This is a genomic window from Gabonia massiliensis, from assembly GCF_001403595.1.
GTDB classification, from domain to species: domain Bacteria; phylum Bacteroidota; class Bacteroidia; order Bacteroidales; family Coprobacteraceae; genus Coprobacter; species Coprobacter secundus.
Genome location: NZ_LN877936.1, coordinates 55,462 through 80,276, shown reverse-complemented (window position 1 = coordinate 80,276; position 24,815 = coordinate 55,462). Strand labels below are relative to the sequence as shown.

Below are 24,815 nucleotides of genomic sequence, written 5' to 3'. Positions count from 1 at the left end.
AATGAATAATCCTGTTATTTACATTTCAGAATATTTTGATATACTTGTCTCTTTACAAACAAGAGATAGTTTTAGTATACGCGAACGATATCGTCAACTTTACGAGCTACTTGATTTATTCTCACGTCAACTATTATCGGACAAAGGAAAAAATTATCCGAATTTATTTGCTCGTATCGGAGCTATCAGCGAAGGAAATTCAAAAGTACGAACAGCACTCAATACCGTTCGTATACATGCTCAGGAAACTCTGAATAGAGAACTGCTATCTGAGGACGAAGAGCAATTGATACAAAATGATATTCGTTTAATGGCATTTGCTATAGGAGAACTATGCCACAAACAAATCCCAATTCATTTTCTTCCTATCCCCTTCCCGACTCAATCTGAGACAATATTTCTTCCAGAACAGGTTATAAAAAAGATACGTGCCACATTTATCGGCTTTGATAGCTCTGGACAGTTATTAGTCATACCGCACAATTCAGCCGACAATACTCCAGTTTCTGTCACTCTACATTCATTTAAAGAAGAAAAAGAGAAGCCTTTTAGTGGAACTTTAAAAGCTCTCCAACCAGGAATGCAGCTCAACTTCATCCAAGTTACATCAGATGAAAATAGGAATTCCTATTCTGCTGATATAATTATCATCGAACCAGATATATTATTAGATATCAGCGCAGTAGCAGAGTGCTTTAAGGAATATGGAGCTCATCCTTTAAATTATCTGCTGAACCGACTAAGTATAGATAAAAACACAAGATATATTTTACTTGGAAATATAGCTAATCTTTTTTTAGATGAATTAGTAAATGAGAAAGCTGAACATCCTGTAAATTACTTTGACGTCATGCAAAAGGCATTCCGACAAAATCCATTTGGAATAGCGGCATGTCCTGACTTACAAGACGAAAAATCAAACCGAGAATTTTTTTCAGATTGTAAACGGCAATTTGATAACTTATGTCATATCGTAAGAAATGAGTTATCCCTCTTTGGCATTTCAAAAGAAAAGGCTTTGCTCGAACCATCCTTTATTTGTGAGGCATTGGGATTACAGGGAAGACTCGATTTCCTTTGTGATGACCTTTCTGCCTTCATCGAATTAAAATCTGGTAAAGGAAAAGAAATACAGATTGGGAAATTGTCTACATACAGTGAAAATCATTATGTACAAATGCTTTTATATTTTGCAGTACTACATTTTAATTTAAATATCAGTTACAACAAAATAAAAGCATATCTGTTATATTCTCGCTATCCGCAACTATACCCGATGACAGTACTAAAGGCATTAATAAAAAAAGCCATTAACTTACGAAACGAAATCGTGGCTCAAGAGTATTTACTGCAAGCACATAACTCTCCTGAATATAGTCAAAGTGTATTATTCCACATATCTAGCCAAGAATTAAATCAAAAGAAAATAAATAGTCCATTTTGGGAAAAATACCTACGAAAGCCCATTGATAACTTTGCATATCAAATAAAGACTCTACCAACTATTGATAATCTGTACTTTATGTCTATTTTCACTTTTATTACCAAAGAACAATATGTGACAAAAGCCGGAGAAATATATTATGACTCCACTCGCGGGTTATCAACTTTATGGAATGTTTCTCCAATAGAAAAAAGGGAATCAGGAGAAATGATAACTGGTTTAATCTTGAAAGAAAGTACCCTGACAGAATCGGGACAATATCTTTCTTTCTGTCGGATCATATCTTCTGGTAATTCTACAGAACCTAATTTCAGAAAAGGCGACATCGTTATATTATATCGATACCATTCAGACAAAGATAATGCTTGTAATCAACAAATATTTAAAGCCTACATAGAATCTATCACATCTGAACACCTGCTATTAATAATGCGTATATGCCAAAGAAATAGTCATGTACTTCCAGTTAATGAACAGTATGCCATAGAACGAGATTACTTAGACGTAGGATTTACATCAATGTATCGCGGATTAGCTTACTTTTTACAAGCAAATGACGACAGGCGTAGCTTATTATTGGGTAAACGTCGCCCACGCATCAGAGAAAAAAAATATCTCAATCTATTACAATCTGGAGAAACAGATATCGACCGTATTGTAGCGAAAGCATTATCTGCCCAAGACTATTTTTTATTAGTGGGTCCTCCTGGGACAGGCAAAACATCTCATGCCCTCAAAAAAATAGTCGAAAGTTATTTACAAGAGTCAGAATCCAATATTTTGCTCATAGCTTATACTCACAAAGCCGTAGACGAAATATGTAATTCTTTAATATCCATCAGTCCCGACCTACCATTTATACGATTAGGAAACGAAATTTCTTGTGATAAAATATTTCACAAGCATCTTCTTGATAAAATATTAATTACCTGTCAACGGAGAAGTGATGTATTAGAAATTTTAAATCACCATCGAATATTTGTTTCCACCCTTACAACTCTAAATGCTAGAATGGATTTATTCAAATTAAAACACTTCGATGTCGCTATCATAGATGAAGCCTCTCAAATATTGGAACCCCACTTACTGGGACTGCTCTGCTGTATCGATTCTAACGGCAATAATGCCATCGGAAAGTTTATCTTAATTGGAGACCATAAACAATTGCCTGCTATCGTTACACAAAACCAAGAACTCTCTGAAGTCAAAACTCCAGAACTTAGAAATATAGGTTTATATAATTTACGTGAGTCTCTATTTGAACGATTATATCGATATGAAAAAACAATTGAGCCCAATTCTCTATTCATTGACAAACTAACTCGACAGGGACGTATGCATCCAGAAATAGGAAATTTCCCAGCAAAAACTTTCTACGGAGGGGAGCTATATCCAATTCCTTTACCTCATCAGCAAGAAAAATCATTGCCTTACATACCTGAAGCAGAACCTCAAATACAAAAAATTTTATCTCATCGTATTGCATTCATATCTATTTCCGGAAAAAATAAAATATCCTCATACAAGACAAACGTAAACGAAGCACAATGGGCTGCGCGTATTTCTGCGGTCATATATCATAGAATCACAAAAAAAGAGTCATTTGTTCCAGAAAAACATTTAGGAATAATCACACCTTACCGAAGTCAAATTGCAACGATAAAAAAAGAACTGGGAAATACGGGAATTACAGAACTTCTATCTGTTACAATAGATACTGTGGAACGCTTCCAAGGAGGACAAAGAGATGTAATGATATTCTCTTGCTGTGTTAACACTCCTTTCCAATTACAATTTCTCTGCAACACATTCGAAGAAAACGGGCAGCTAATAGACCGGAAACTCAATGTCGCCCTCACCCGAGCGAGAGAACAGATGATTGTCATCGGTAATCCTCTCTGGTTGGAACGCGATACTATTTATCGACAGTTGATAGAATATATCAAAAATAAAGGAGCTTTTTTTCAAATATAATTAACAAAGACAAAAAAGGCATAATCCGAAATATTATTGATTACGCCCTTTTGTTCCTATATTCCAGTATAAGTATGTGGCGAGATTTTTCTCAACTCATCTTTTACATCTTCTGATACATCCAACGTCTCAATAAAAGCTTGAATCGATTCTTCATTGATAATTCCATTAGTTCTTGTCAAGGCCTTTAACGTCTCATAAGGCTTCGGATACCCTTCTCGACGAAGTATAGTCTGGATACCTTCAGCTACAACACTCCACATATTATCTAAATCTCGATAAATAGCTGATTCGTTTAACAATAGTTTACTTAGACCTTTCAATGTACTCTGAAAGGCTATTAAAGTATGTGCCATAGGCACCCCAATATTGCGTAATACCGTAGAGTCTGTCAAATCTCGTTGTAAACGAGAGATAGGTAATTTCATAGATAAATGGTCCAATATTGCATTCGCAATGCCCAAATTCCCTTCTGAATTTTCAAAATCAATAGGATTTACCTTATGAGGCATAGCAGACGACCCCACCTCTCCTTCCTTAATCTTTTGCTTAAAATATTCCATCGAAATATATTGCCAAAAATCTTTATCCAAATCCATCAAAATAATATTGATACGGCGCATGGCGTCAAAAAGTGCAGCCATATTATCATAATTCGATATTTGTGTCGTCCACTCTTCCCGAGAAATACCTAACTTCTCACTCAAGAATTTATTTCCGAACAATTTCCAGTCTGTATTTGGAAAAGCCAGCCGGTGAGCATTATAATTCCCCGTAGCACCACCAAACTTTCCACTGATACATACATCCTTCATCACCTTCAATTGCTGTTCCAGACGATAAACAAAAACCTTGATTTCTTTTCCTAAACGAGTTGGAGACGCTGGTTGCCCGTGGGTTTTCGCTAACATCGGAATATTTTTCCATTCATCTGCAAAACCTTGGAGTTTACCTATTAACTCATCTAACATCGGATAATACACTTGATTTAATGCTTCTTTGATAGATAACGGAACCGATGTATTATTAATATCCTGAGATGTAAGTCCAAAGTGAATAAATTCTTTATACTGTTCTAAATGCAAAAGATCAAATTTTTCTTTTATAAAATATTCTACAGCTTTTACATCATGATTTGTTATCGACTCAATAGATTTAATACGCTCAGCATCAGTAATAGAGAAATCAATATATATCTTTCTCAATTCTGGAAATAATGCAGAATCTACTCCTTTCAATTGAGGTAAGGGCAATTCACATAATGCAATAAAATATTCTATTTCCACCCGTACCCGATAACGAATCAAGGCAAATTCTGAAAAATAATCTGACAAAATAGCAACTTTGCTCCGATAGCGACCATCCACTGGAGAGATGGCAGTTAGTGATGATAGTTCCATGTGTTGAAGATTTATACATGGCAAAGGTAATGGTTATTAGTCGATAAACCGAAAAATAATAAATATTTTTTGAGAAAAATGTATATTCACTTTGAAAATTAAAAAAGAAAAATTACCTTTGCCTCGCTTTTGAAGCAAATCCTATCGGGCGTTTAGCTCAGCTGGTTCAGAGCATCTGCCTTACAAGCAGAGGGTCGGCGGTTCGAATCCGTCAACGCCCACCGATAAGAAGCCGAAAAAGTCGGCCATGATTAAAATATATTGAACTTTTACCGAAAGGGGGCGTTTAGCTCAGCTGGTTCAGAGCATCTGCCTTACAAGCAGAGGGTCGGCGGTTCGAATCCGTCAACGCCCACCAATAAGAAGCCGAAAGAGTCGGTTATAATTAAAATATATTGNGTGCCAAACAATGCATTATAAGAATACGAAAATCTATATTAAAATATTTATATATTGCGATATTCTTTTATAAAATGTTTTGGTTCTTTGCAATGAACAGTTTGATAAGTTCTGCAAAATTTGCATATTGATCACCAAATTTATAATATTGTTTTTTTAATATCTTCACCTAAAACCCTAACACATATACAATAAAAAGAGAAATTGATTTGTTTCTCAATTTCTGGCCAAACCACAAAAAAATATTTCCTGGCTTACAATCAATTATCTCAAAACTCTTATTTCCCAAAGAACTACCACCATCATACCGAAACATAATTATTCCTATTCATTCAATCAGTGGACTCTATCAAATTTCGGATATCGACTACTTTCTCAGCCCGCTGACAAGCTCCTAATATTCCAACTCCTCCACACACATTCGAATAAACTTTTACTGGCTCTGCTAACCCAATATCGGAAAGACTTCCAGAAACAGAACCTCCATAGATTTTCTCAAGAGCAACAAGATATCGATAATATGATTCAGACAAAGAATATAACAAAATACGCCGCTTATATTTATCTTCACCTTCTTCTTCCTGCATATTCACATACATTTCATCTAAAGATTCTTTAACCGTAAATGTATATTGCCGTCCTTCTATTTTTTCATCTGAAAAAACGCAACCAGAGCCACCACCATCATCAAAACCTAATACTCCGTCCAATACTGTCTGGTGGTTATCATAAATCGGGTCAATAGAAAAATCGAAGGAACCATATGTCCATTCATGCATCGGACCTTCATCAATATAAATAAAATAATAATTTTTTTGTCCTGGAGTATCCTGAAAAGTCACTCGATAATGTATAACATAATATTTAATTTGCTCTACGACTACTTCTCCGTCCGGACCTACCGTTATCCTTACATCATCCGGATTAGACTCCTTCTTAGCTGTCATCTCAACCAAATCAATATCTGTCGACATCGGAATCTTATCTTCCACATATGCCATTCCATATTCTGAAGTTACAACAATTTTTACAACTTCGCCTTCTCGCGGGACTACTGACGAAACGAAACATCCCGAAACATTTCCATCTGTGTCCTTTTTTTCCTGCCAGACCATATTTTCACGAAAAATATTATCGACATACAATTCAACTTTTGCATTTTTCAAATTCACATTCGGTACATTTTCTGTAAAGAACCATGTTCGAGTTACACTTGCTAACACAACAGTATCAGTAGTAATTACACCGTTTATCACTACTTTTGGTATAGGACGAAACTTCTCCAAATCAATATCCTTATAACAGGATACCAAATATAACGAACAAAAGATTAAAACTATACGATAAATAACAGTTCTCATTCTTCAAAATTTATAAGTATACGAAAAAGAAGGAATAACAGGTAATAGCCCTAAAGTTTGGAAAGAACAATAAGCCTTAGAATAATTATAACCACCAAACTGATACCATTTCCGAATAGCTATCGGACTCATATAACTATATACATTGTAAATACTTATATTCCATATTCCCATCCTCCCTCGTTTTTTAGGAGAATATATATTTATTCCTAAATCTAAACGATGATAAGCAGGAAGGCGAAAATTATTTCTATTTGCATAATAATTAAGCCCAACACTCTCCCAATAAGAAGGGAGATTCGGAATCTTCTCATTTATAATACCCGAATTTTTCAAATCTTGATAATTTTCCAAAGCAAGTGTAATTCGATTGCCTGTCATATATACCCAACTTCCTGTTAATTCAATCTTCTTATTAATTTTCCAATCAATTACAATATTCAATTTATGTCGGTTATCATATTTCGCAGGGAAACGAATTCCACCATTAACTCCAGGAATTTGCCTATCAGCCCACATCAATCCATAACCCATCCAACCTGTTATATTTCCCTCGTTTTTGCGAACAATCAAGTCTAATCCGTAGGCCCAACCCTTACCTGATACTAATTTTTCCTCCCAACCAATAAAAGAAGGAAGAAAATTATAACCATCTTTATAATCTAAAATATGATTCATCCATTTATAATACCCTTCAACAGAAAAAGAATATAAATCACGAAGATTATAATAAAATCCAGCAGAAACTTGGTCGCTCGTCAAAGGTTTGAAGTCACGACTAACTGGCAGCCATAAGTCTGTAGGCAAACTGATATAACTTTCATTTATCTGGTGTACATATTGGTTCATTCGAGCATATGAAAACTTAAAGCTAAAATCAGGATATAATAAGAAACGGGCAGATAACCGAGGATCCAACGACACAAAAGATTTTTTCTGAACATTAAATAATCCTAACCGTAATCCTGCGTTCAAACGCGTCGCCCTCCCTAAAGACCAATCATCTTCAATATATAAATCAAATTCATGAGCCAACAACATTTCATTTCGATTCACCGGGTTTGGTTTTTCAATATCTCCAACTCTCTTTTCCCGAACATACTCAGGTTTAAAACGATGATAAAAATAACTTGTTCCAAAACGGACATGATGTTCTGGCAATGGTAAATAATCCCAACTCGAACGAACCCCCAAATCTTCGATTCCATTTATTGACGATGATTCACTTAGACTTTCACTATAATCTACCGAACCTTTTTCCCCAGAAATTTCATTTATAGTCCTTTTCAAGGAGGATCTATATCGAGAATACGAAAACTGATTATGAATATATATTTTATTATTTATAATATAAGACCAACCTGCAGATGTAACCACATTTCCCCACCGCAAACGTCCTATATCTTTATTCTCATAAGACATTCCATCCCCTTTAGAAAACTCGACATTCCCTCCTTTCAAAAAATCTTGTCCTAAATAGAGACTTACATAAACACGGCTTTTTTCGGAAAAGAAATGATTAACTTTAAAATTCAAATCAGTAAAAGCATACCGGCCAATCATTTTTTCACCCTCTTTTTCTCTCACTTTATTATAAATTGCAATAGCAGGTGCAGACAAAACGTCGAGCCAAGAACGGCGTAATGAAATATTAAAGGAAGTACGGTCTTTTATTATAGGTCCGCTCAAATTTAGATTTCCAGATGTAAGTCCCAACATTGCACTACCATGAAACTCTTTCATATTGCCATCTTTTGTCCGAATATCTACAACACTTGATAACCGCCCCCCATAACGTGCAGGGAAAGCCGATTTAAAAAAATCAACTTTTTCGACAGCCTCAGCATTAAAAGCTGAAAACAAACCTCCTAAATGACTTACTTGATAAACCGGGACCCCATCTATTAAATAAAGATTATCATCTCCATTTCCTCCTCTCACATACATTCCCGAAAAACCTTCAACACCCGCCATAACTCCAGGCTGAGTCTGTAAAGCTTTTACAACATCGGCCTCACCGAATATAGTCGGAATATTCTTTATAGACTTCTGGGTCATCGACAAAGTACCCATCTGTGTACCGGATATAAGCTCTTTAGACGACTGAGTTCCTACTATCACGACTTCTTTTAATTGACGATCAGCAATAAGGGATACACGCATTACCGTATCTTTATCTAACTCCATAAAAGTGTGCTTAAAAGCCCGATAACCTACATACGAAATTTCCAATTCAACGACTTTACTTGATAATGTAAGAGAAAAAAATCCATTCTCATTTGTTGTTGTACCCCTCCGCGAATAATGATCATAAACAGACGCTCCAACTAAATATTCCAATGTATTTTTATCTCGAATAAATCCACTTATTGTTACTTTCTCATTAGCTCTCTTAAGAATAATATTATTCCCTGATAAATAATATGTTATTGGAATATCCTTTATCAACCGTTTCATACATTGCAAAAGAGGTTCTTGATATGCTTTAAAATCCAATCTAATTCCAGCAATAATAGAAGAATCATATATAAAATTTATTCCGGTTTGCCTTGCCACTTCAGTTAAAATATCAGACAAATTTTTCTGTTTTACATCCACAGTAACCACGAGATTACTTTCTTCTGCTGCTTTTCCTTCCATAAAAGACAGGAAAAGCAACAGACATAAAAGTTTTATATAAAATTGCATCAGAGTTCTATTTTTAAATGAATATCAAGGGCTTCGTTTATCAAATTGATAATCTCCGAAACAGATATATCATGAAATGAAGAAGTTAAATGATAATCTTTTTGGGGTATATTAATTATATGTACTCCATACACCTCTTCAAGTTTTTTTATAACTATGGGCAAAGGCGTATCCCGAAAATAAAATATATTCGTTTTCCAAGATAAAATATTGACATCTACATTTGTATCCTTTTTTATATTTCCATCTTTCACAGCATATGCTCCTTCTCCAGCCTCCAATATAACATCTGGATACTTTTTATTATAAAAGCGGACTTTACCACTATCTACAAAAATAGATGTAGTATCAAGGTCTGCTTGTACCTGGAAACATGTTCCTAAAACTTGTACTCCAGCGATCGATGTTTTTACAATAAAAGGACTTTCTTCCTTATGACATACCTCAAAAAAAGCTTTTCCGGACAATTCTACATTACGACTTCTAACATCATAATCTCCTTTATTATATTTTAATATTGCTTCTTTTGCTAAATATACAGTACTACTGTCAGGCAATACATATACCAAAGAATGCTTTCCGTCAGTAGTCACAGTAATCCAATCTTGTTTATCATGGTTAGTATACAAATATACACTAATACTACCAATAACAATTATCAAAACAGCAGCAACAGAAGCTATGCGATACAAAATGGAATGATATTTGATTTCTGTAACATTCGCCAATTTCAATTTTTTCCACGCTTCTGACGTGTCCATTTTCAATGGATCATAAAAACGGGCGACAAAGCGAATGTCTTCTTCATTCAATTTTGAATTTTCCATCTTTTCCCTTGGTCTCATATCTACTACAAATAAAAATATATACCCTTAAGACAGTAAAAATTCAAAATCCCCCTATTCTTATTCCTTCTTTTTTTATCCAAAAAAGAAAGTATATATCTTTACAGCCTTATCACGCAAGCATTTTAATGCTTTACTTATTTGATGTTCAATAGTTTTTACTGAAAGATTAAGTTCTTCTGCTATCTCAGCATAAGTAAGCCCATCCCGCTTAGCCAACAAAAATATTTTACGTCTTTGAGCAGGTAATTTATCAATAGCTGTCCAAAGACGTGCATCTCGTTCTGCAATATATATCTGCTCTTCCTCAACTTCATCAGAATTATCATTTTGTATCTCTTGAGACAATTCATAAGGAGAACTCTGGAGAAAAGACAATGCACGATTCTTCACTGCCCGATACATATATGATTTAAAATCCGAAATAACTTCTCCAGATGATACTTTATCCCATACGTTTGCAAATGTTTCCTGAACTATATCTTCTGCATCGTCGATATTCTCTGTGTATCGCAACACATACATTCCCAAAGGACGATATAAACAGCGATAAAAATGTTCAAATTCTTTTACTGTCAATTCCATAAAGTCTCAAATAAGCATCAACTTCAAATATTTATCACTTTAAACAAAAACAAACGTAGTAATTTATTTAAAAAGTCCCTACGTTTGTTTTGCTTTTATAAAATAAAAATCGTCCCATTAATTCCAACGCCTCCGTTTTATAAACCACCATACAATCAGAACAACAAGAATCATCAAAGCCCAAGCCATCAAATAGCCATATTTCCATTCAAGTTCCGGCATAATCTTGAAATTCATTCCCCATACTCCCACAACAAAAGTAAGTGGTATAAATATGGTCGCAACAATCGTCAACTGCTTCATAATCCCATTCATCCGCAAATCATTATCAGAAAAATACAAATCAAGCAAAGATGCCATAGATTCGCGACATATCTCTATCGATTGTATAATAAATACTATACGGTCTTCCAAATCATTCAGATATACCATATTTTCTTCTTTAATAAGTTTATTTTCATTATGAATCAGCTTATTACAATCATCTTTCAATGGCAATATAGATTTCTTCAATTGCATATAATCTCTCCTATTAGCCTGTATTCTATTGCCGAAATCTTCTCGTGGATCTCTTGTCAAAACTTCGTCTTCCATTTTCTCTAATTCTTCTTCAAGAGCAGCAATTACATCAAGATAATTTCCCAATATATTGTTCATTAATAGAAAAAAAAGATAATCAACTGTATGTGTTCTTACTAAAGCCGTATTTCTTTCGATAGCTGTTATAATATTATTAAAAAGTGGAAGTTCTGACTCCTGAAAAGATACGACATAATCTTTTCCCAAGATTACACAGATATGTTCTTGTTGGAGTTCTTTCTGGTCTGTATAGTAGAATGTATTAACAACTAATATCGTCTTATCACTGTACTGTTCAATTTTTGCAATATGTTGACTGGTAAGTATATCTTGAATATCAGTTGAATGCATTTTCAACATTTTCCCAATACGAGAAATCAATGCAGTATCGGAAAGACCGGAAACATGCATCCAATTCACTTTTCCTGGCTGAAATATCATCGAAAGATTATCGTCTGTCGATAATTCTTTCTGCTTATAATTCAGCCCGTCGTACTGAACAAAATTTATCCGTACGGGATCTTTATGTTCTCCTGTATAAACAAATCCATCAACTAAAAGGTCATTTTTTACACCTTTCTTTTTTTTTCTAAGATTATATGTTTGCTTATGCATTACTATCGAACTAATATTTTAACTCCTCCATTCACATTCTTCCCAGATATAATATAAGTACCCAATGGCAAGCCATACACTTCTGTACGATTAATAACAGCCACTGTCCGTACCAAAACGCCATTGATATCATATATAGAATATGAAGATTTTTCAGGAGCTTCAATCCATAAAACACCATTCAAAACCCCTACTTTTACTGTGGAGGTACTGATATCATCAACTCCTGAAACACGATAATCACTCATTTCTATATCATCAACATTAATACGATTTCCACCCGTATTTTCAATTTTTACTCTAAGATTTCCGGATACATTGACCGGATATATATACTTAGTCAATGTTTTTGTCAAAGCTATATCCTCTGCAATCAAATTCCAGCTCATACCACTATCAGAAGAATACCAAATCGATAATTTTCCATTTGTATCACTACCGTATAATCCAGCATATAGAGATAATGTACCGATTCCTCCCGCCTTATCATCCTGCATTTCAATATATCCATTTCTTATTCGTGCAGATTTTTTCCCTTGTTTCAAATCTCCATTTTGAGCACCCATCAAGGCATCATCAAAAAGCCATCTCCCCTTAGAACAAGTCACTACCCCAGAAGCATAACTTCCTTTAGAGCCAGTCTCAAAATCTTCAAAAAATGCTTTCTTTACAGCAACTAAACCCGAAAGAGGTAATATTTCTTCTTCCTCAATCTCCTCACTCGATACTAATAGTTCTGATACATGTTCACCCTCTGGAGCAGAATCAGATAATCGTACCCAAACTGTACCTCCTGCAGAAGACAAATCTATTTGCCGGAACCACTCTCGATTGTCTACACTAATTTCAAAAGGCTCATCTACCATTACATGTATTTGCTCATACGTATATTTTCCTGTTATATTCACTCTTTTCGTTTCAGAAGCCATGCCCGGTTCTGTAGAAAAATTCAAATCTCCATCAAGGGATGCCACTGATATCATCGGCACTGGAGCCGGAATAAAAACCGAAATTTCATTTGAGCCCATATCTCCACTTGTCACTCGATAATAATACGTAGTATCATAAGAAATACCTGTAACCCATGCTTCCTGGTCCTCACTAAAACACTGACGAGGATAGCCATCCAAAGGCAAAATCTTATCTCCATCTCGTGTATATACATGAAGGGTTACCTCTTTTATCGAAGGTAAATGTACCCAACGAGCTAAAAAACCTTCAGAAGTGATATCCGTCACCGGCAATGCAGGAATATTCGACACTGCTTGCGCTTTTAAAGATATACTTACCGCATTTTCCAATCCTCCTCCAGTTATTATTAATGTACCAGAATACTCTAAAACATCTGCCAAATTACAAGTAAGTTCTACATTTACACCTCTCTCAGCCTCTTCCTTAGTCAACACACTCCGAGATACGGAAAAATGATTATCTGTTACCGAAAGACTTATATCTCCCTTTAGATTACGAGCTTTTATATTCAACATATAAGATAATTGAGAATTTACAGTATTAATTCCCAAATCAACAATACTTCCATCTACCGGATGAATAATGGCCGGTGAAGAACCAGCATCTGGATCAAAAGATTCATTTTTACGGTCACCCCATACATATTCCGCTAAATCAGGAAAATCTATATATGGATTTCTATTCTTCTGCAACGAAAAAACTGCCTCGTTGCGCGTTTTCTCTTTTTCACTTACCGGATCTTCCCGATTCCATTTCAATAATAAATCAACGGTCCATTGCTCGAATACCGGATAGGTATTATTATCCAATTGGTTTACAGAATTTCCCGTCCAATCAGAAGCATAATCCTCATAACACGTAACCATATACATATACGCCCGAGCAAAATCACCTTTATATTCATCAGCAGGCTCCCATGCTGAAATTTCACCTCCCGGACGATTATTGGATTTACCAACCTTTATAACTCCGTTATCGAAAGTCTTCTTGCCCGTAACATAAGCCATAGGCCAACTTCCCTTCGCCGAATTGGCTTGTTGATTCGATGGATTCAGATGGTGTAAATCTCGATATGCTGTTCGTTTCGCTCCTCCCCACCAACTTTTTGCAAATGAATGTTCGATATTCATCCCTGCAGCAGCAGAATTACCATTAAACTCCACATGATTGTTAGAATACATATCCCAAACCGTACCATCTTCAGGACGGACATCTGTTTTCGTAAAACCATACCAAGTAGAATTCGCACCACTGCCATATGATAAGACTTTCGGGTCTTTAATTATATTATGCAATGCCGTTTTCAACTCCGCCCCAGACTTTCCTCGAGTACCCTCATAATAACCCGCAGGAATTTGAGCAGACAATAAGAGACTGACAACCCATAACAGCAACACAATATTACCTTTCAACATGTTTTTTTTCATCTTAAATTTTCCTTATATCACCTAATAAAAACTTTAACTGCACAAACCCTTGAAGAAGTAATAACATGTGCTATATAAACACCTTCAGTTCCAACTTCAGTTTCATATCTGTCAGACAGAATCTGATGCTCAACTATTAATTCTCCTGACATATTATATAGTTTCAGAATCGAATTAACTGGTGCATCCACTACCGTCAAGATATTTCCAGAAGTAACAAAAACGGAGATATTATCCAGCGCCCACTCTTCTACAGATGTAGTACCATCAAAAGGCATATCCTTAAGGTTACCCCAAATATGTTCAGCCAATTGAGGATAATCAATAAAAGGATTACGATTATGCTGATACTCAGAATATACCATATTATTCCTATCTGTTTCTTTCTTGCTAACTGGATCTTTTCTGTTCCATTCTAACAATAAATTCATCGCCCAAGTTGTAAATGCAGGATATGAAGTATTATTTAGCATCTCACTATTCCAACCACTCACTTTATCTTCATAGCAAGTTACCATATAAAAATAAGAACGGGCAAAATCACCCTTATACTCATCATTTGGTTCAAATACAGTTCCCGAATAACCTGGATATGTACACCGACCTAATTTACTAAAATTGCCAGCTGATTTATACGATTCTCCATTTGTTTCTCCAAAAGGATAACTTCCTCTTTTATTATTCACTAACTTATCTGTAGGATATACGTGATAAAGGTCTGTTTTCATTGGCGACTTACCATTAAACCATTCTTGCGGGAAAGAATGCTCTCTATTATACTTATCACCTTCCGTAGTACCTCCTGAACCAGAGTCTTGATCCACACCAAATGTAAATCTCGATATGCTTGAATACATATCCCACACTGTACCGTCAGACTTTGCATCTGTATCTTTATACGCATTCCATAATCCTGGAGTATAAGACAGAACCGTGTGGTCTTTTACAATATTATATAAGGCTGTTTTTAGTTCTCTTTCTTTTTTCCCTATTGCACTTTGATAATAATTAGCCGGAGCCTGCGCAATTAAATAAAACGATACGACCCAAAAAAACAAAAAACTAACAGAAAAATAGCTCAATTTCTTCATAAACATTCGATTACCGTACAACATTTTCACTTTTCAATATATTCGAGGCAATAACCTAAATTATATACCTTTACCAAAAATTTCGAGTCCCTTTATAACTTTATATACTCTCCTACTCATATCTTCCAAACTCAAAAATGTAAATCTAAAAAGACAAACAAAATCGTTATAACACTTTATTGTTTAATAAATATATTTTAAAAATAGAAATTACTACCATTTCCAACCTTGCATATTACTTTAGATAATACATTCTGCCATATTTCTCCCCTTTTCCCGGTTCTATCTTGATAATAATCTGGAATTTGAACATAGAAGAATGCTAATATTGCCCAAATACCCAACATTGCAATAATAATACATAAAAATTTCTTCATTCTATTCAGGTTTAGAGAGACTATTTATTTTGGAGCAAGACAACAAAGTTAAAGAATTAAACAAAAAGATAAAACATACTGAAAAATTTAATATAAATGTAACACAAAAATATCTGTATATCAGACATAACACTTATAAAAAATCTCCATCCCTGAATAGGATAGAGATTTTACTTTTTATTTATTCCCTTTATATTACACTTCATCTGTCAATACTAAATTTCCTTTAAAACCCCGTTTTTTATCCTTATAAATTTGATAACGATATACTAAGCATGTAGTAATAAAATAAAATCCTGTTAGAACCCATAACCAAATAAAAGACTCATGGACATCATTAATTGTGCCTCCGGCTGTATTTATCCCTACAAATCCTTGAATACCCCATGTCGAAGGAATCACTGTTCCTATAATTTTCCAAAACTCAGGCATTGCATAATATGGCCACGTAATACCAGATACAAACAAAAATAAGAGAGAAGTAAATACAAAAAGTAAAAATGACGTTTCTCGTTCACGCACAAATACGGATAATGTCATTGAAAAAAAGATTGAAGCAAATAAAAAAGGAGCCATAAATGCATATATTTCCCATTGATTTCCTATTTGTGGGAAACTAAATATCCATGGAACCACATGCAATATAAAAACTGTAGGTACAATATATATACTATAATAACATATAGCTTTACCTAAAACGATATGAATAATATTATTATGAATACGTTCTCGACCGGAATAATAATGGTGAAGCTTTTTATGTTCATATACTCCTCCTGCTAAAAGACCTATCCCTAAAACTAAACTTTGCTGTAATATAAGAACTAGAATTGCAGGTATTAAAAAAGATCCGAATCCCGACTCTGGATTATACATAGTAATAGAACTATATGGAACAGGAGAAGTAGCCATACTAATCTGCTCTGGTGTTGCTCCTCCCAAAGTCTCTACTTGTAATTTAGCTCCCAAATCCATAGTCACATCAGTAATCGCCATTAAAAAACCTTTATAATTAAGCATAATACTCATATCTGAATAAAACATCACAGGACTTTGTTCTCCTCTAACCAACTTCTTACTGAAATCTTCTGGAATTAGCAGAATCCCATAACACTCTTTTCGATACATCAGCTCTTTCGCCTCTTCCATATTTGCACAATATGATACAATCTTAGCATTAGGGGATGCATCCATATTACGTGCTAACTCTCGGCTCAATGGAGTACGGGCATTGTCTACAACTACCATTGGGACATCTCTGACAACCTCCGGATTATAAATCAAAGCATATAAAAGAGGATAAGCGAAAGGTAAGGCCAGAAAAAATATCAAGGCTCCAAAATCTCGAAAAATTGTTATATATTCTTTTCTCCAGATATAACATATATCCAGGAAACCTGTTTTTAACTGCTCTTTTAATATTGATATTTTCATTTTTATCAATTTTACTATATAAACTTCGGATTATATTATGGGACATATATCTGTCTTTGCAAAGCTTTCTTAAGCCGAGGTAACAAAGGCAATGAAGCTAAAGCAAAAAGAAAAAGAGCTAAATATTGTATCCGTGAATAGTAAAGAGGTATTCCATTCAATGCTTGATCGGCATAAATCAAAAAATAATGCCGCAACGGAAATATATTGGTCAATAACCTAAACGGAGAATACATTGCCGGTACAGGGAATGAAAAACCTGTAATTGAAATAGATACAATCCCGAACAGGCCAGCCATACTTAAGCCAATACGTAAAGAAGGGGCAATACTCATCATTATTACAGCATAACTCTGAGATGCTATAACCAATAGTAACATGGCTGACAACATAGGCCATATTCCATTATGCAAAGGGAAATGCCAATAACCATATAACAACGATTGGCACAAAGCCCCTACTACAAAAAATATAACCGTTTGTGGTAATAATTTACCTGTTATTGCTAATATAATAGAATTATGAGATTTCGCCAGCCACTCTCTCGAAGTACCATGTTTTATCTCGGAACCGATACTAAAAACTGTAGTTAACAAAATAAGCAACTGAAGCATCCCCGGAATAAACGTATTATTAAGATAAACAGAATAATTTAACCATGGATTTCCTAACGCATGTACATCGGGAACTATTGGTTGTAGCTTTGGAGTTATCTCATAACCATATTGTCCATGTGCTAACAATGTCTGTTGAACAATCGCCCCTGAAGCTAACACAGACATAGTTTTAAACCCCTTATAAAGCAATGCTCCCGGGATATAATAGCCATTATTTGTGTAAAAAGATAATTCTGGTTGCCTACCAGCCATCGCTTTAGCCTCAAATGATTCTGGAATAACCAAAAATCCATATATCTGACCTCTTTGTAAAGATTCACGAGCTTCGGTAAAACTATTAGGCTGCTCTACGACTTGTATCAAACTAAGAGAATTAAGTTGCCGTATAAAATTTCTAGAAGCTGTAGAATGGTCAAGATCAACGACTGCCGTCGGTAACCTTTCTGGCAATCCCTTATCCATCAATGTCAGCAAAAAAATACAACTGATAAGAGGTGCGACAATCAGACACAATATATATATCGGACGGGATACCAATCGATGCAATTCCCGAACAATGACTGTCCCAAGGATTTTAAACCCAGATCTTAAATCAACCATTTTCATATTTTTTATTGCTTCTCTCAATTTTTCAGAAAAGCTCAACTGTTCATTTTTCTTTTATCAATACAGACATTCCCGGTCTCAAGTCTTTGATAGCCTGTACTGGACGAGCCTTAATTTGGAATGTTTTAGCATCATATTGACCCGTAACTTTTGTAGCACGCCACACAGCATAAGACCCCATATCTTTAATATAGTAAATCTTTAACATTACCTCTTTATTTCCTAACGCAGGAATAATTGCTTTTAACTCTTTTCCCATTGTTAAGTCTTTCAATAATTCTTCCCGAACATTAAATGTCACCCACATTTTACTTAAATCCAAAACGTTCATGATAGGAGCCCCTTGGCCAACTAATTCCCCAACATTCGGAAAAATATCAGAAATCTCACCATCAATCGGTGCCGTAAGATAAGAATCAGCCAACACTGATTCAACCTGTGCTACCCCACTTTTTGCAACTTCCACCATTGCTGCCGCAGCATCTTTATCTTCTATTTGTGCTCCTCGCTTTGCCATTTCATATTGAGAACGAGCAGCTCTTTCCGTCGCTTGCATAGCTTTATAATTGGCCTCTGCTTCATCTCTCTTTTGGGCAGAAACTACCCCTTTATTATAAAGAGCCTGTACCCGATCATAAGATTTCTTCGCAATCTCCAATCCTGCAATAGCCTTTTGCCACATATCATGAGCAGAATTAATCACTTCAATACGAGAACCTTTATCTACTTTTTGATTCTGAGCTTTATATACATTCTCCATCGCTGTTGCTTGCATCAACTTCGCCTCTGCATCAGAAGAAAAAATACGAACTAAAGTATCTCCCATATGAACTTGCTGGCCTTCTTGTACCATAAACTCAGCAACACGCCCTGGCAACTTACCAGAAACACGAACTTGTGTAGCTTCTGCCTGCCCTTGAATAATCTCAGGTTTTGGCTCTAACATAAAAAAGCCAATAAGAGCTAAAATAACAATGACAATTATCAGCCCAACCAGACCTATAGCCAGACTTTTTTCTTTTTTTCTTTCCGGAGTATCCATTGTTTCTATTTTTTCTATTATTATATTCTTATTTTCTATTTATTCATTATTCCTAGGGCTTTAGACAAATATACATTACATAAACGTACATCTATCTCTGCATCTATTTTCTCTGATTCGGCCTGTAACCATGCCGTTTGTGCTTCCAATACATTATCAGTAGTCATCACACCTTCTTCAAAGCCGTATTGAGCATTCCGTAAGTTTTCCTCAGCCTTTTCCATATTTTTACGGGTCATCTCCAACTTTTTATTTGCTTCATTTACTTTAAATGAAGCTTGATTTACTTGTAACTCTATCTTTTCTTTTGCATCTTCCAGATTTAACATCGCTATATTCCGCTCTGTTTTTGCAGCCTTAACTTTATAATAATCTTTTCCCCAATGAAAAATCGGAATTTTTAAAACTACACCGACACTAAACATCCCCGATAGTTTATTCTCAAAACTATTGAAAACATTTGGATTAGAAAATATATAGTTTCCCGTTAAAGCTAAATTAGGTAGCATAGAAGATAAAGCTACTCGCTGCTTGTATTTATAAATATCAGTAGCTAATGTCAAACTATGTATTTCACTACGATGAGCATATACTTCATCCATATTAAATGCTTGTGGAACCAATTCTACCTGAGGAGAAGAATTTTCATCGGCCAAGTTATATTGCAAATCGACCGGTAAACCACATATTTGAGCCAGCAACATTTTAGACAAGCTTAATCCATTGTCAACTTTCGTCAAGGTTATCTGCGCCTCATTCAATTTTACTGCGACCGTAAGTCCATCCGATTTCGTCGCTACACCTTCAAGAATCATCTCCTGGACATTATTATTTAAAGTATCCAAAAGACTTACATAACTCTCAGCTAATTTTTTCTTATAAACCAACGAAACTACTTGCCAATAAGCTTCATCTACTTTAAAAATTAAATCTTTTACGGCTGTATTTTTTTGAGACTGAGCTAATTTTTCAGCATACTTGGTTATCTGATTATATGCCCTGATTTTTCCTCCCATATACAAAGGCTGAGTTATCGTCACTGCTCCGGCAAAAACATTTGTTGTATTTGTCCGTAATGCGTCAACCAAAGACCCCCCGACAGCATTTAACGGAGCTACCAGCCCAGATAACATAGGTCCAAGTATAGTTTCATAAGGCGGAGGAATCATTCCCTGCACAGCATTAGCAGCTTGTGTTCCTAACTGAGACAACTCAGCTTTTTGGTCTTTACTCAACAATGAAATCTCTTTAGAATTGTACATATAAGTACCCATCACATCAATCCCTGGTAAATAGTTAGCAAATGCCGACTTTTTTTCATAACCAGCTGCTTTAATCTTTTCTTCGGCAATACGTATTTGCTTATTATTATTCAACGCCATATTCCTACAAGAATCAAGCGTAAAAACTTGTTGTGAAATAGCAGTACTGCTTATTGCAGTCAGCAAACAGAGGGAGATTAATTTTTTCATTCTGCTCTTCTTTTAAGATAATGTTTTATCTTCTTTTTTAAAAATAATCTATGCAATAATTGCATAAACAATCTTTTTTCTTTAAAAAAAATAGCGACTTCACAGCCCTATCTTTTCACATGCTGCAAAGATATATTACTTATCAAACATAACAAGCTTTTACTTCGTTAAGTTCACAGTATTTATCATTTTTTAATACAAGAAAGTGCATAAAACGGTATTATATCCAAATACATAATACACTGATATACAATATAATAATAACATAAACACAATTAGAAACTAATAAAAATAGTATAGTTTTCTTATTCTATAACAATTTTAATCTCCTAAAAAGCAATTAGGCCCACAAATTATTTTAAGTCTTTCAAAAATATCTCTTCACTATTATTCAATAAAGTACTTTAACAATAATATTATTCGTTATATCATAAAAAAATGCGACACATAATAAATATATTTATTATTTTTGCCATCAAAATTTAAATTATTAATTTATATATGATACCAATGAGAAACAAAAGTATTTATCCCTGGATAGTAGTAAGCTTACTATGGGTAGTAGCTTTGCTTAATTATATGGACAGGCAGATGCTCTCTACCATGCAAGCTTCTATGAAAATAGACATTACGGAACTAAACAAGGCAGAAGCATTCGGAGCATTGATGGCCATTTTTCTATGGATTTACGGATTTATGAGCCCAATTGCAGGGATGATAGCAGATCGATTTAGTCGGAAATGGCTTATTGTTGGCAGCCTCTTTGTCTGGTCCGCTGTTACTTTCTTAATGGGATATGCAAAATCATACAATGAGCTTTATTGGCTCCGGGCTATAATGGGAATCAGCGAAGCACTTTACATTCCATCTGCTCTTTCTCTCATAGCCGATTGGCATCGTGACAAATCTCGATCTTTGGCAATAGGAATACACATGACAGGTCTTTATGTTGGACAAGCTATAGGTGGATTTGGAGCAACAGCCGCAGCCATGTTTTCATGGCAATCGACTTTTCAATGGTTTGGAATCATCGGGATTATTTACTCATTGATATTAATAGTATTACTACATGAAAATCCCACTCATATTCTAGCAAAAGAAATAGAAACAAAAAGAAATCCTGAACTCAAAAAAACAACATTTCTGGCTGGTATAAGTATTCTGTTTTCTTCCTGGGCTTTTTGGATTATTTTATTCTATTTTGCAGCTCCCAGTCTACCTGGTTGGGCAACAAAAAATTGGTTGCCGACGTTGTTTGCAGAAAATCTAAATATCCCGATGTCCCAAGCGGGTCCATTATCCACTATAACTATCGCTTTTTCTTCTTTTATAGGTGTTATTTTCGGAGGTATTCTCTCGGATCGTTGGGTACAGAAAAATATACGAGGGCGTATTTATACCGGAGCCATCGGCTTAAGCCTAACTATCCCAGCCTTATTATTATTAGGATTCGGACACAACCTCATTGCTGTTATCGGGGCTGGACTTCTCTTTGGCATAGGTTTTGGTATTTTTGATGCCAATAATATGCCTATTCTTTGTCAATTCGTTTCCACTAAATATCGCAGTACTGCATATGGAATAATGAATATGATTGGAGTTTTTGCAGGAGCTGCTGTAACAGAACTACTCGGGAAATGGTCCGACAACGGAAGTCTAGGGCAAGGATTTGCAATGTTAAGTATAATTGTTGTCGCTGCAGTATTCCTTCAACTATATTTCTTACGTCCCCAAACAGACAATATGAAATAAAATAACAAAATACAATAATTATAATTATGGAAAAAATTATCGGATTAATAGATGCTCCATTTACACCATTTTATGAGAATGGAGATGTAAATTATGAACCTATTGAGGCTTATGCTAAAATGCTACAAAAAAATGGATTACAGGGCGTTTTTATTAATGGTTCATCCGGAGAAGGGTATATGTTGACCGAAAAAGAACGTATGAAACTTGCCGAACGCTGGATGGCTGTAGTACCCAAGAACTTTAAAGTAATTGTACACGTCGGAAGCTGTTGTGTAAAATCTAGTCAAATATTAGCTGAACATGCACAAAAAATAGGAGCTTGGGGTATCGGAGCAATGGCTCCTCCTTTCCCAAAAATCGGACGTATTGAAGAATTAGTAAAATATATCGAAGAAATTGCAACAGGTGCTCCAACGCTTCCGTTTTATTACTATCACATCCCAGCCTTCAACGGAGCCTTCTTACCTATGATTAAATTACTTGAAGAAGTAGACGGGCGAATACCTAATTTTGCTGGTATCAAATATACATTCGAAAGCCTGTATGAATACAATCAATGCCGCCTTTACAAAAATGGCAAGTATGACATGTTACACGGACAAGACGAGACCATTCTCCCCTGCTTAGCCATGGGAGGAGCTCAAGGCGGAATTGGGGGAACAACCAACTATAATGGAAAAGAATTGGTAGGCATCATAGAAGCCTGGAAAAACGGAAACTTAGACTTAGCTCGTGAACGCCAAAATTTTGCTCAAGAAGTAATCAATATTATTTGCCATTTCCGTGGCAATATTGTAGGAGGCAAGCGCATAATGAAACTCATTGGCTTAGACTTGGGCAAAAATCGAACTCCATTTCAAAACATGACAGACGAAGAAGAAATTAAAATGAAAACAGAACTCGAAGCAATAAACTTTTTTGAACGCTGTAACAAATTTTAAATCTCACACATTATGAAAGCTACAGATTATTTAAAATCATGGGCAGCAATCTATCGGAAAGATCTTACAGAAAATATTATGCCTTTCTGGCTAAAGTATGGTCTTGATCGTAAATATGGTGGCATATATACATGCCTTGACCGAGAAGGTCGTTTAATGGATACAACTAAGTCTGTATGGTTCCAAGGACGTTTTGGATTTATCGCTGCTTACGCTTACAATTACATAGAAAAGAATCTTGACTGGCTAGCCGCATCAAAAAGTTGCATAGACTTCATCGAAGCCCATTGTATAGATGCTCATGGACATCTATATTTCGAAGTAACAGAAGATGGAATTCCTCTTCGCCAACGACGCTATGTATTTTCTGAATGTTTCGCTGCTATTGCAATGTCTGAATATGCCATTGCATCCGGAGAAAAAGAATATGCAATAAAAGCTTTAGAACTATTTATGCGTATCAAAAGATTTCTATCTACCCCCGGATTTTTAGAGCCTAAATATTTGCCGGCTTTGCAAGCTCGAGGACATTCTATAACCATGATTCTCATAAACACAGCATCTCGCATCCGTGCAGCCATTCCAGATCCAATACTAGACCAACAGATAGAAGAATCTATATCAGCCATCCGAACATACTTTATCCATCCAGAATTTAATGCTTTGCTTGAAATGGTCGGGCCAAACGGGGAATTCATTGACACATGCAACGGACGTACAATCAATCCCGGTCATTGCATTGAAACTGCATGGTTTATCTTGGAAGAAGCTAAATTCCGCAACTGGGATAAAGATCTGATATCTTTGGGGCTTCAAATTCTTGATTGGTCATGGTCTTGGGGATGGGATAAAGAATATGGAGGTATCATTAACTTTCGTGACTGCAAAAATTTTCCTTCACAAGATTATTCCCAGGACATGAAATTTTGGTGGCCACAAACTGAAGCTATCATTGCAACACTTTATGCTTACCGAGCCTCTTATGATGAAAAATATTTGTCAATGCACAAACAAATCAGCGAATGGACATATTCTCATTTCCCAGATAAAGAATATGGTGAATGGTATGGATATCTACACCGAGATGGCTCAATTGCCCAACCAGCAAAAGGGAATCTTTTTAAAGGTCCTTTCCATATTCCTCGAATGATGATACTCAGCCATACTCTTTGTTCAGAATAAGATGAGCTT

General features: G+C 35.2%; 17 protein-coding genes and 2 tRNA genes. 6 read left to right on the top strand and 13 right to left on the bottom strand.

Annotated elements, in window-relative coordinates:
* Window position 1: 1 nt before the first annotated feature.
* On the top strand, window positions 2–3,418 hold the full coding sequence (locus BN2628_RS01025) for an AAA domain-containing protein (RefSeq protein ID WP_044230632.1): 3,417 nt from the start codon (window positions 2–4) through the stop codon (window positions 3,416–3,418).
* Window positions 3,419–3,474: 56 nt separating this feature from the next.
* On the opposite strand, the gene purB is transcribed toward BN2628_RS01025, so the two are convergent.
* Window positions 3,475–4,818, bottom strand: coding sequence for an adenylosuccinate lyase (gene purB / locus BN2628_RS01020; RefSeq protein ID WP_044230631.1), 1,344 nt, complete (start codon window positions 4,816–4,818; stop codon window positions 3,475–3,477).
* A 146-nt stretch (window positions 4,819–4,964) separates the two neighbouring features.
* Here purB and BN2628_RS01015 point away from each other — a divergent pair.
* A tRNA-Val gene (locus tag BN2628_RS01015) sits at window positions 4,965–5,039 on the top strand.
* Between the two features lie 59 nt (window positions 5,040–5,098).
* Window positions 5,099–5,176: transfer RNA gene (locus BN2628_RS01010), tRNA-Val, on the top strand.
* A gap of 373 nt (window positions 5,177–5,549) precedes the next feature.
* Here the strand turns inward: BN2628_RS01010 and BN2628_RS01005 are convergent.
* The 12 genes from BN2628_RS01005 to BN2628_RS00955 form a co-directional block, all read right to left on the bottom strand.
* The gene (locus BN2628_RS01005; RefSeq protein WP_055095649.1) at window positions 5,550–6,578 is read right to left on the bottom strand and encodes a DUF4249 domain-containing protein; all 1,029 of its coding nucleotides are present in this window, start codon (window positions 6,576–6,578) and stop codon (window positions 5,550–5,552) included.
* Window positions 6,579–6,581: 3 nt separating this feature from the next.
* On the bottom strand, window positions 6,582–9,266 hold the full coding sequence (locus BN2628_RS01000; RefSeq protein WP_055095647.1) for a TonB-dependent receptor: 2,685 nt from the start codon (window positions 9,264–9,266) through the stop codon (window positions 6,582–6,584).
* Complete coding sequence (locus BN2628_RS00995) at window positions 9,266–10,093, bottom strand: FecR family protein (protein WP_055095645.1); 828 nt, start codon at window positions 10,091–10,093, stop codon at window positions 9,266–9,268. The genes BN2628_RS01000 and BN2628_RS00995 overlap by 1 nt, the downstream gene beginning before the upstream one ends.
* Before the next feature lie 93 nt (window positions 10,094–10,186).
* Window positions 10,187–10,696 (bottom strand): RNA polymerase sigma-70 factor, encoded by a 510-nt coding sequence (locus BN2628_RS00990; protein ID WP_021930043.1) that lies wholly within the window; start codon window positions 10,694–10,696, stop codon window positions 10,187–10,189.
* A gap of 117 nt (window positions 10,697–10,813) precedes the next feature.
* Complete coding sequence (gene corA / locus BN2628_RS00985) at window positions 10,814–11,890, bottom strand: magnesium/cobalt transporter CorA (RefSeq protein ID WP_021930042.1); 1,077 nt, start codon at window positions 11,888–11,890, stop codon at window positions 10,814–10,816.
* Between the two features lie 2 nt (window positions 11,891–11,892).
* Window positions 11,893–14,289 (bottom strand): endonuclease, encoded by a 2,397-nt coding sequence (locus BN2628_RS00980; protein ID WP_055095643.1) that lies wholly within the window; start codon window positions 14,287–14,289, stop codon window positions 11,893–11,895.
* A gap of 17 nt (window positions 14,290–14,306) precedes the next feature.
* The gene (locus BN2628_RS00975; RefSeq protein ID WP_082430115.1) at window positions 14,307–15,380 is read right to left on the bottom strand and encodes an HNH endonuclease signature motif containing protein; all 1,074 of its coding nucleotides are present in this window, start codon (window positions 15,378–15,380) and stop codon (window positions 14,307–14,309) included.
* Window positions 15,381–15,577: 197 nt separating this feature from the next.
* Window positions 15,578–15,757: a hypothetical protein gene (locus tag BN2628_RS17350; RefSeq protein WP_021930039.1), complete on the bottom strand. Its 180-nt coding sequence runs from the start codon at window positions 15,755–15,757 to the stop codon at window positions 15,578–15,580.
* Between the two features lie 195 nt (window positions 15,758–15,952).
* The gene (locus tag BN2628_RS00970; protein ID WP_055095639.1) at window positions 15,953–17,191 is read right to left on the bottom strand and encodes an ABC transporter permease; all 1,239 of its coding nucleotides are present in this window, start codon (window positions 17,189–17,191) and stop codon (window positions 15,953–15,955) included.
* Window positions 17,192–17,226: 35 nt separating this feature from the next.
* A complete protein-coding gene (locus BN2628_RS00965) occupies window positions 17,227–18,408 on the bottom strand; it encodes an ABC transporter permease (RefSeq protein ID WP_055095669.1) in 1,182 nt (393 codons plus the stop codon).
* A 49-nt stretch (window positions 18,409–18,457) separates the two neighbouring features.
* Window positions 18,458–19,456 (bottom strand): HlyD family secretion protein, encoded by a 999-nt coding sequence (locus tag BN2628_RS00960; protein ID WP_055095637.1) that lies wholly within the window; start codon window positions 19,454–19,456, stop codon window positions 18,458–18,460.
* 35 nt (window positions 19,457–19,491) lie between these two features.
* Window positions 19,492–20,928 carry a TolC family protein gene (locus BN2628_RS00955; protein ID WP_055095635.1) on the bottom strand — a complete coding sequence of 479 codons (1,437 nt, stop codon included), beginning with the start codon at window positions 20,926–20,928 and terminating at the stop codon, window positions 19,492–19,494.
* Between the two features lie 510 nt (window positions 20,929–21,438).
* Here BN2628_RS00955 and BN2628_RS00950 point away from each other — a divergent pair.
* Genes BN2628_RS00950 through BN2628_RS00940 form a run of 3 tightly spaced genes read left to right on the top strand, consistent with a single transcriptional unit; the run spans window position 21,439 to window position 24,806 of the window.
* Window positions 21,439–22,680, top strand: a complete 1,242-nt coding sequence (locus tag BN2628_RS00950) for an MFS transporter (RefSeq protein WP_055095667.1) — start codon at window positions 21,439–21,441, stop codon at window positions 22,678–22,680.
* 26 nt (window positions 22,681–22,706) lie between these two features.
* Window positions 22,707–23,624: a dihydrodipicolinate synthase family protein gene (locus BN2628_RS00945; RefSeq protein ID WP_021930033.1), complete on the top strand. Its 918-nt coding sequence runs from the start codon at window positions 22,707–22,709 to the stop codon at window positions 23,622–23,624.
* 12 nt (window positions 23,625–23,636) lie between these two features.
* Window positions 23,637–24,806 carry an AGE family epimerase/isomerase gene (locus tag BN2628_RS00940; RefSeq protein WP_021930032.1) on the top strand — a complete coding sequence of 390 codons (1,170 nt, stop codon included), beginning with the start codon at window positions 23,637–23,639 and terminating at the stop codon, window positions 24,804–24,806.
* The last annotated feature ends 9 nt before the right edge of the window (window positions 24,807–24,815 follow it).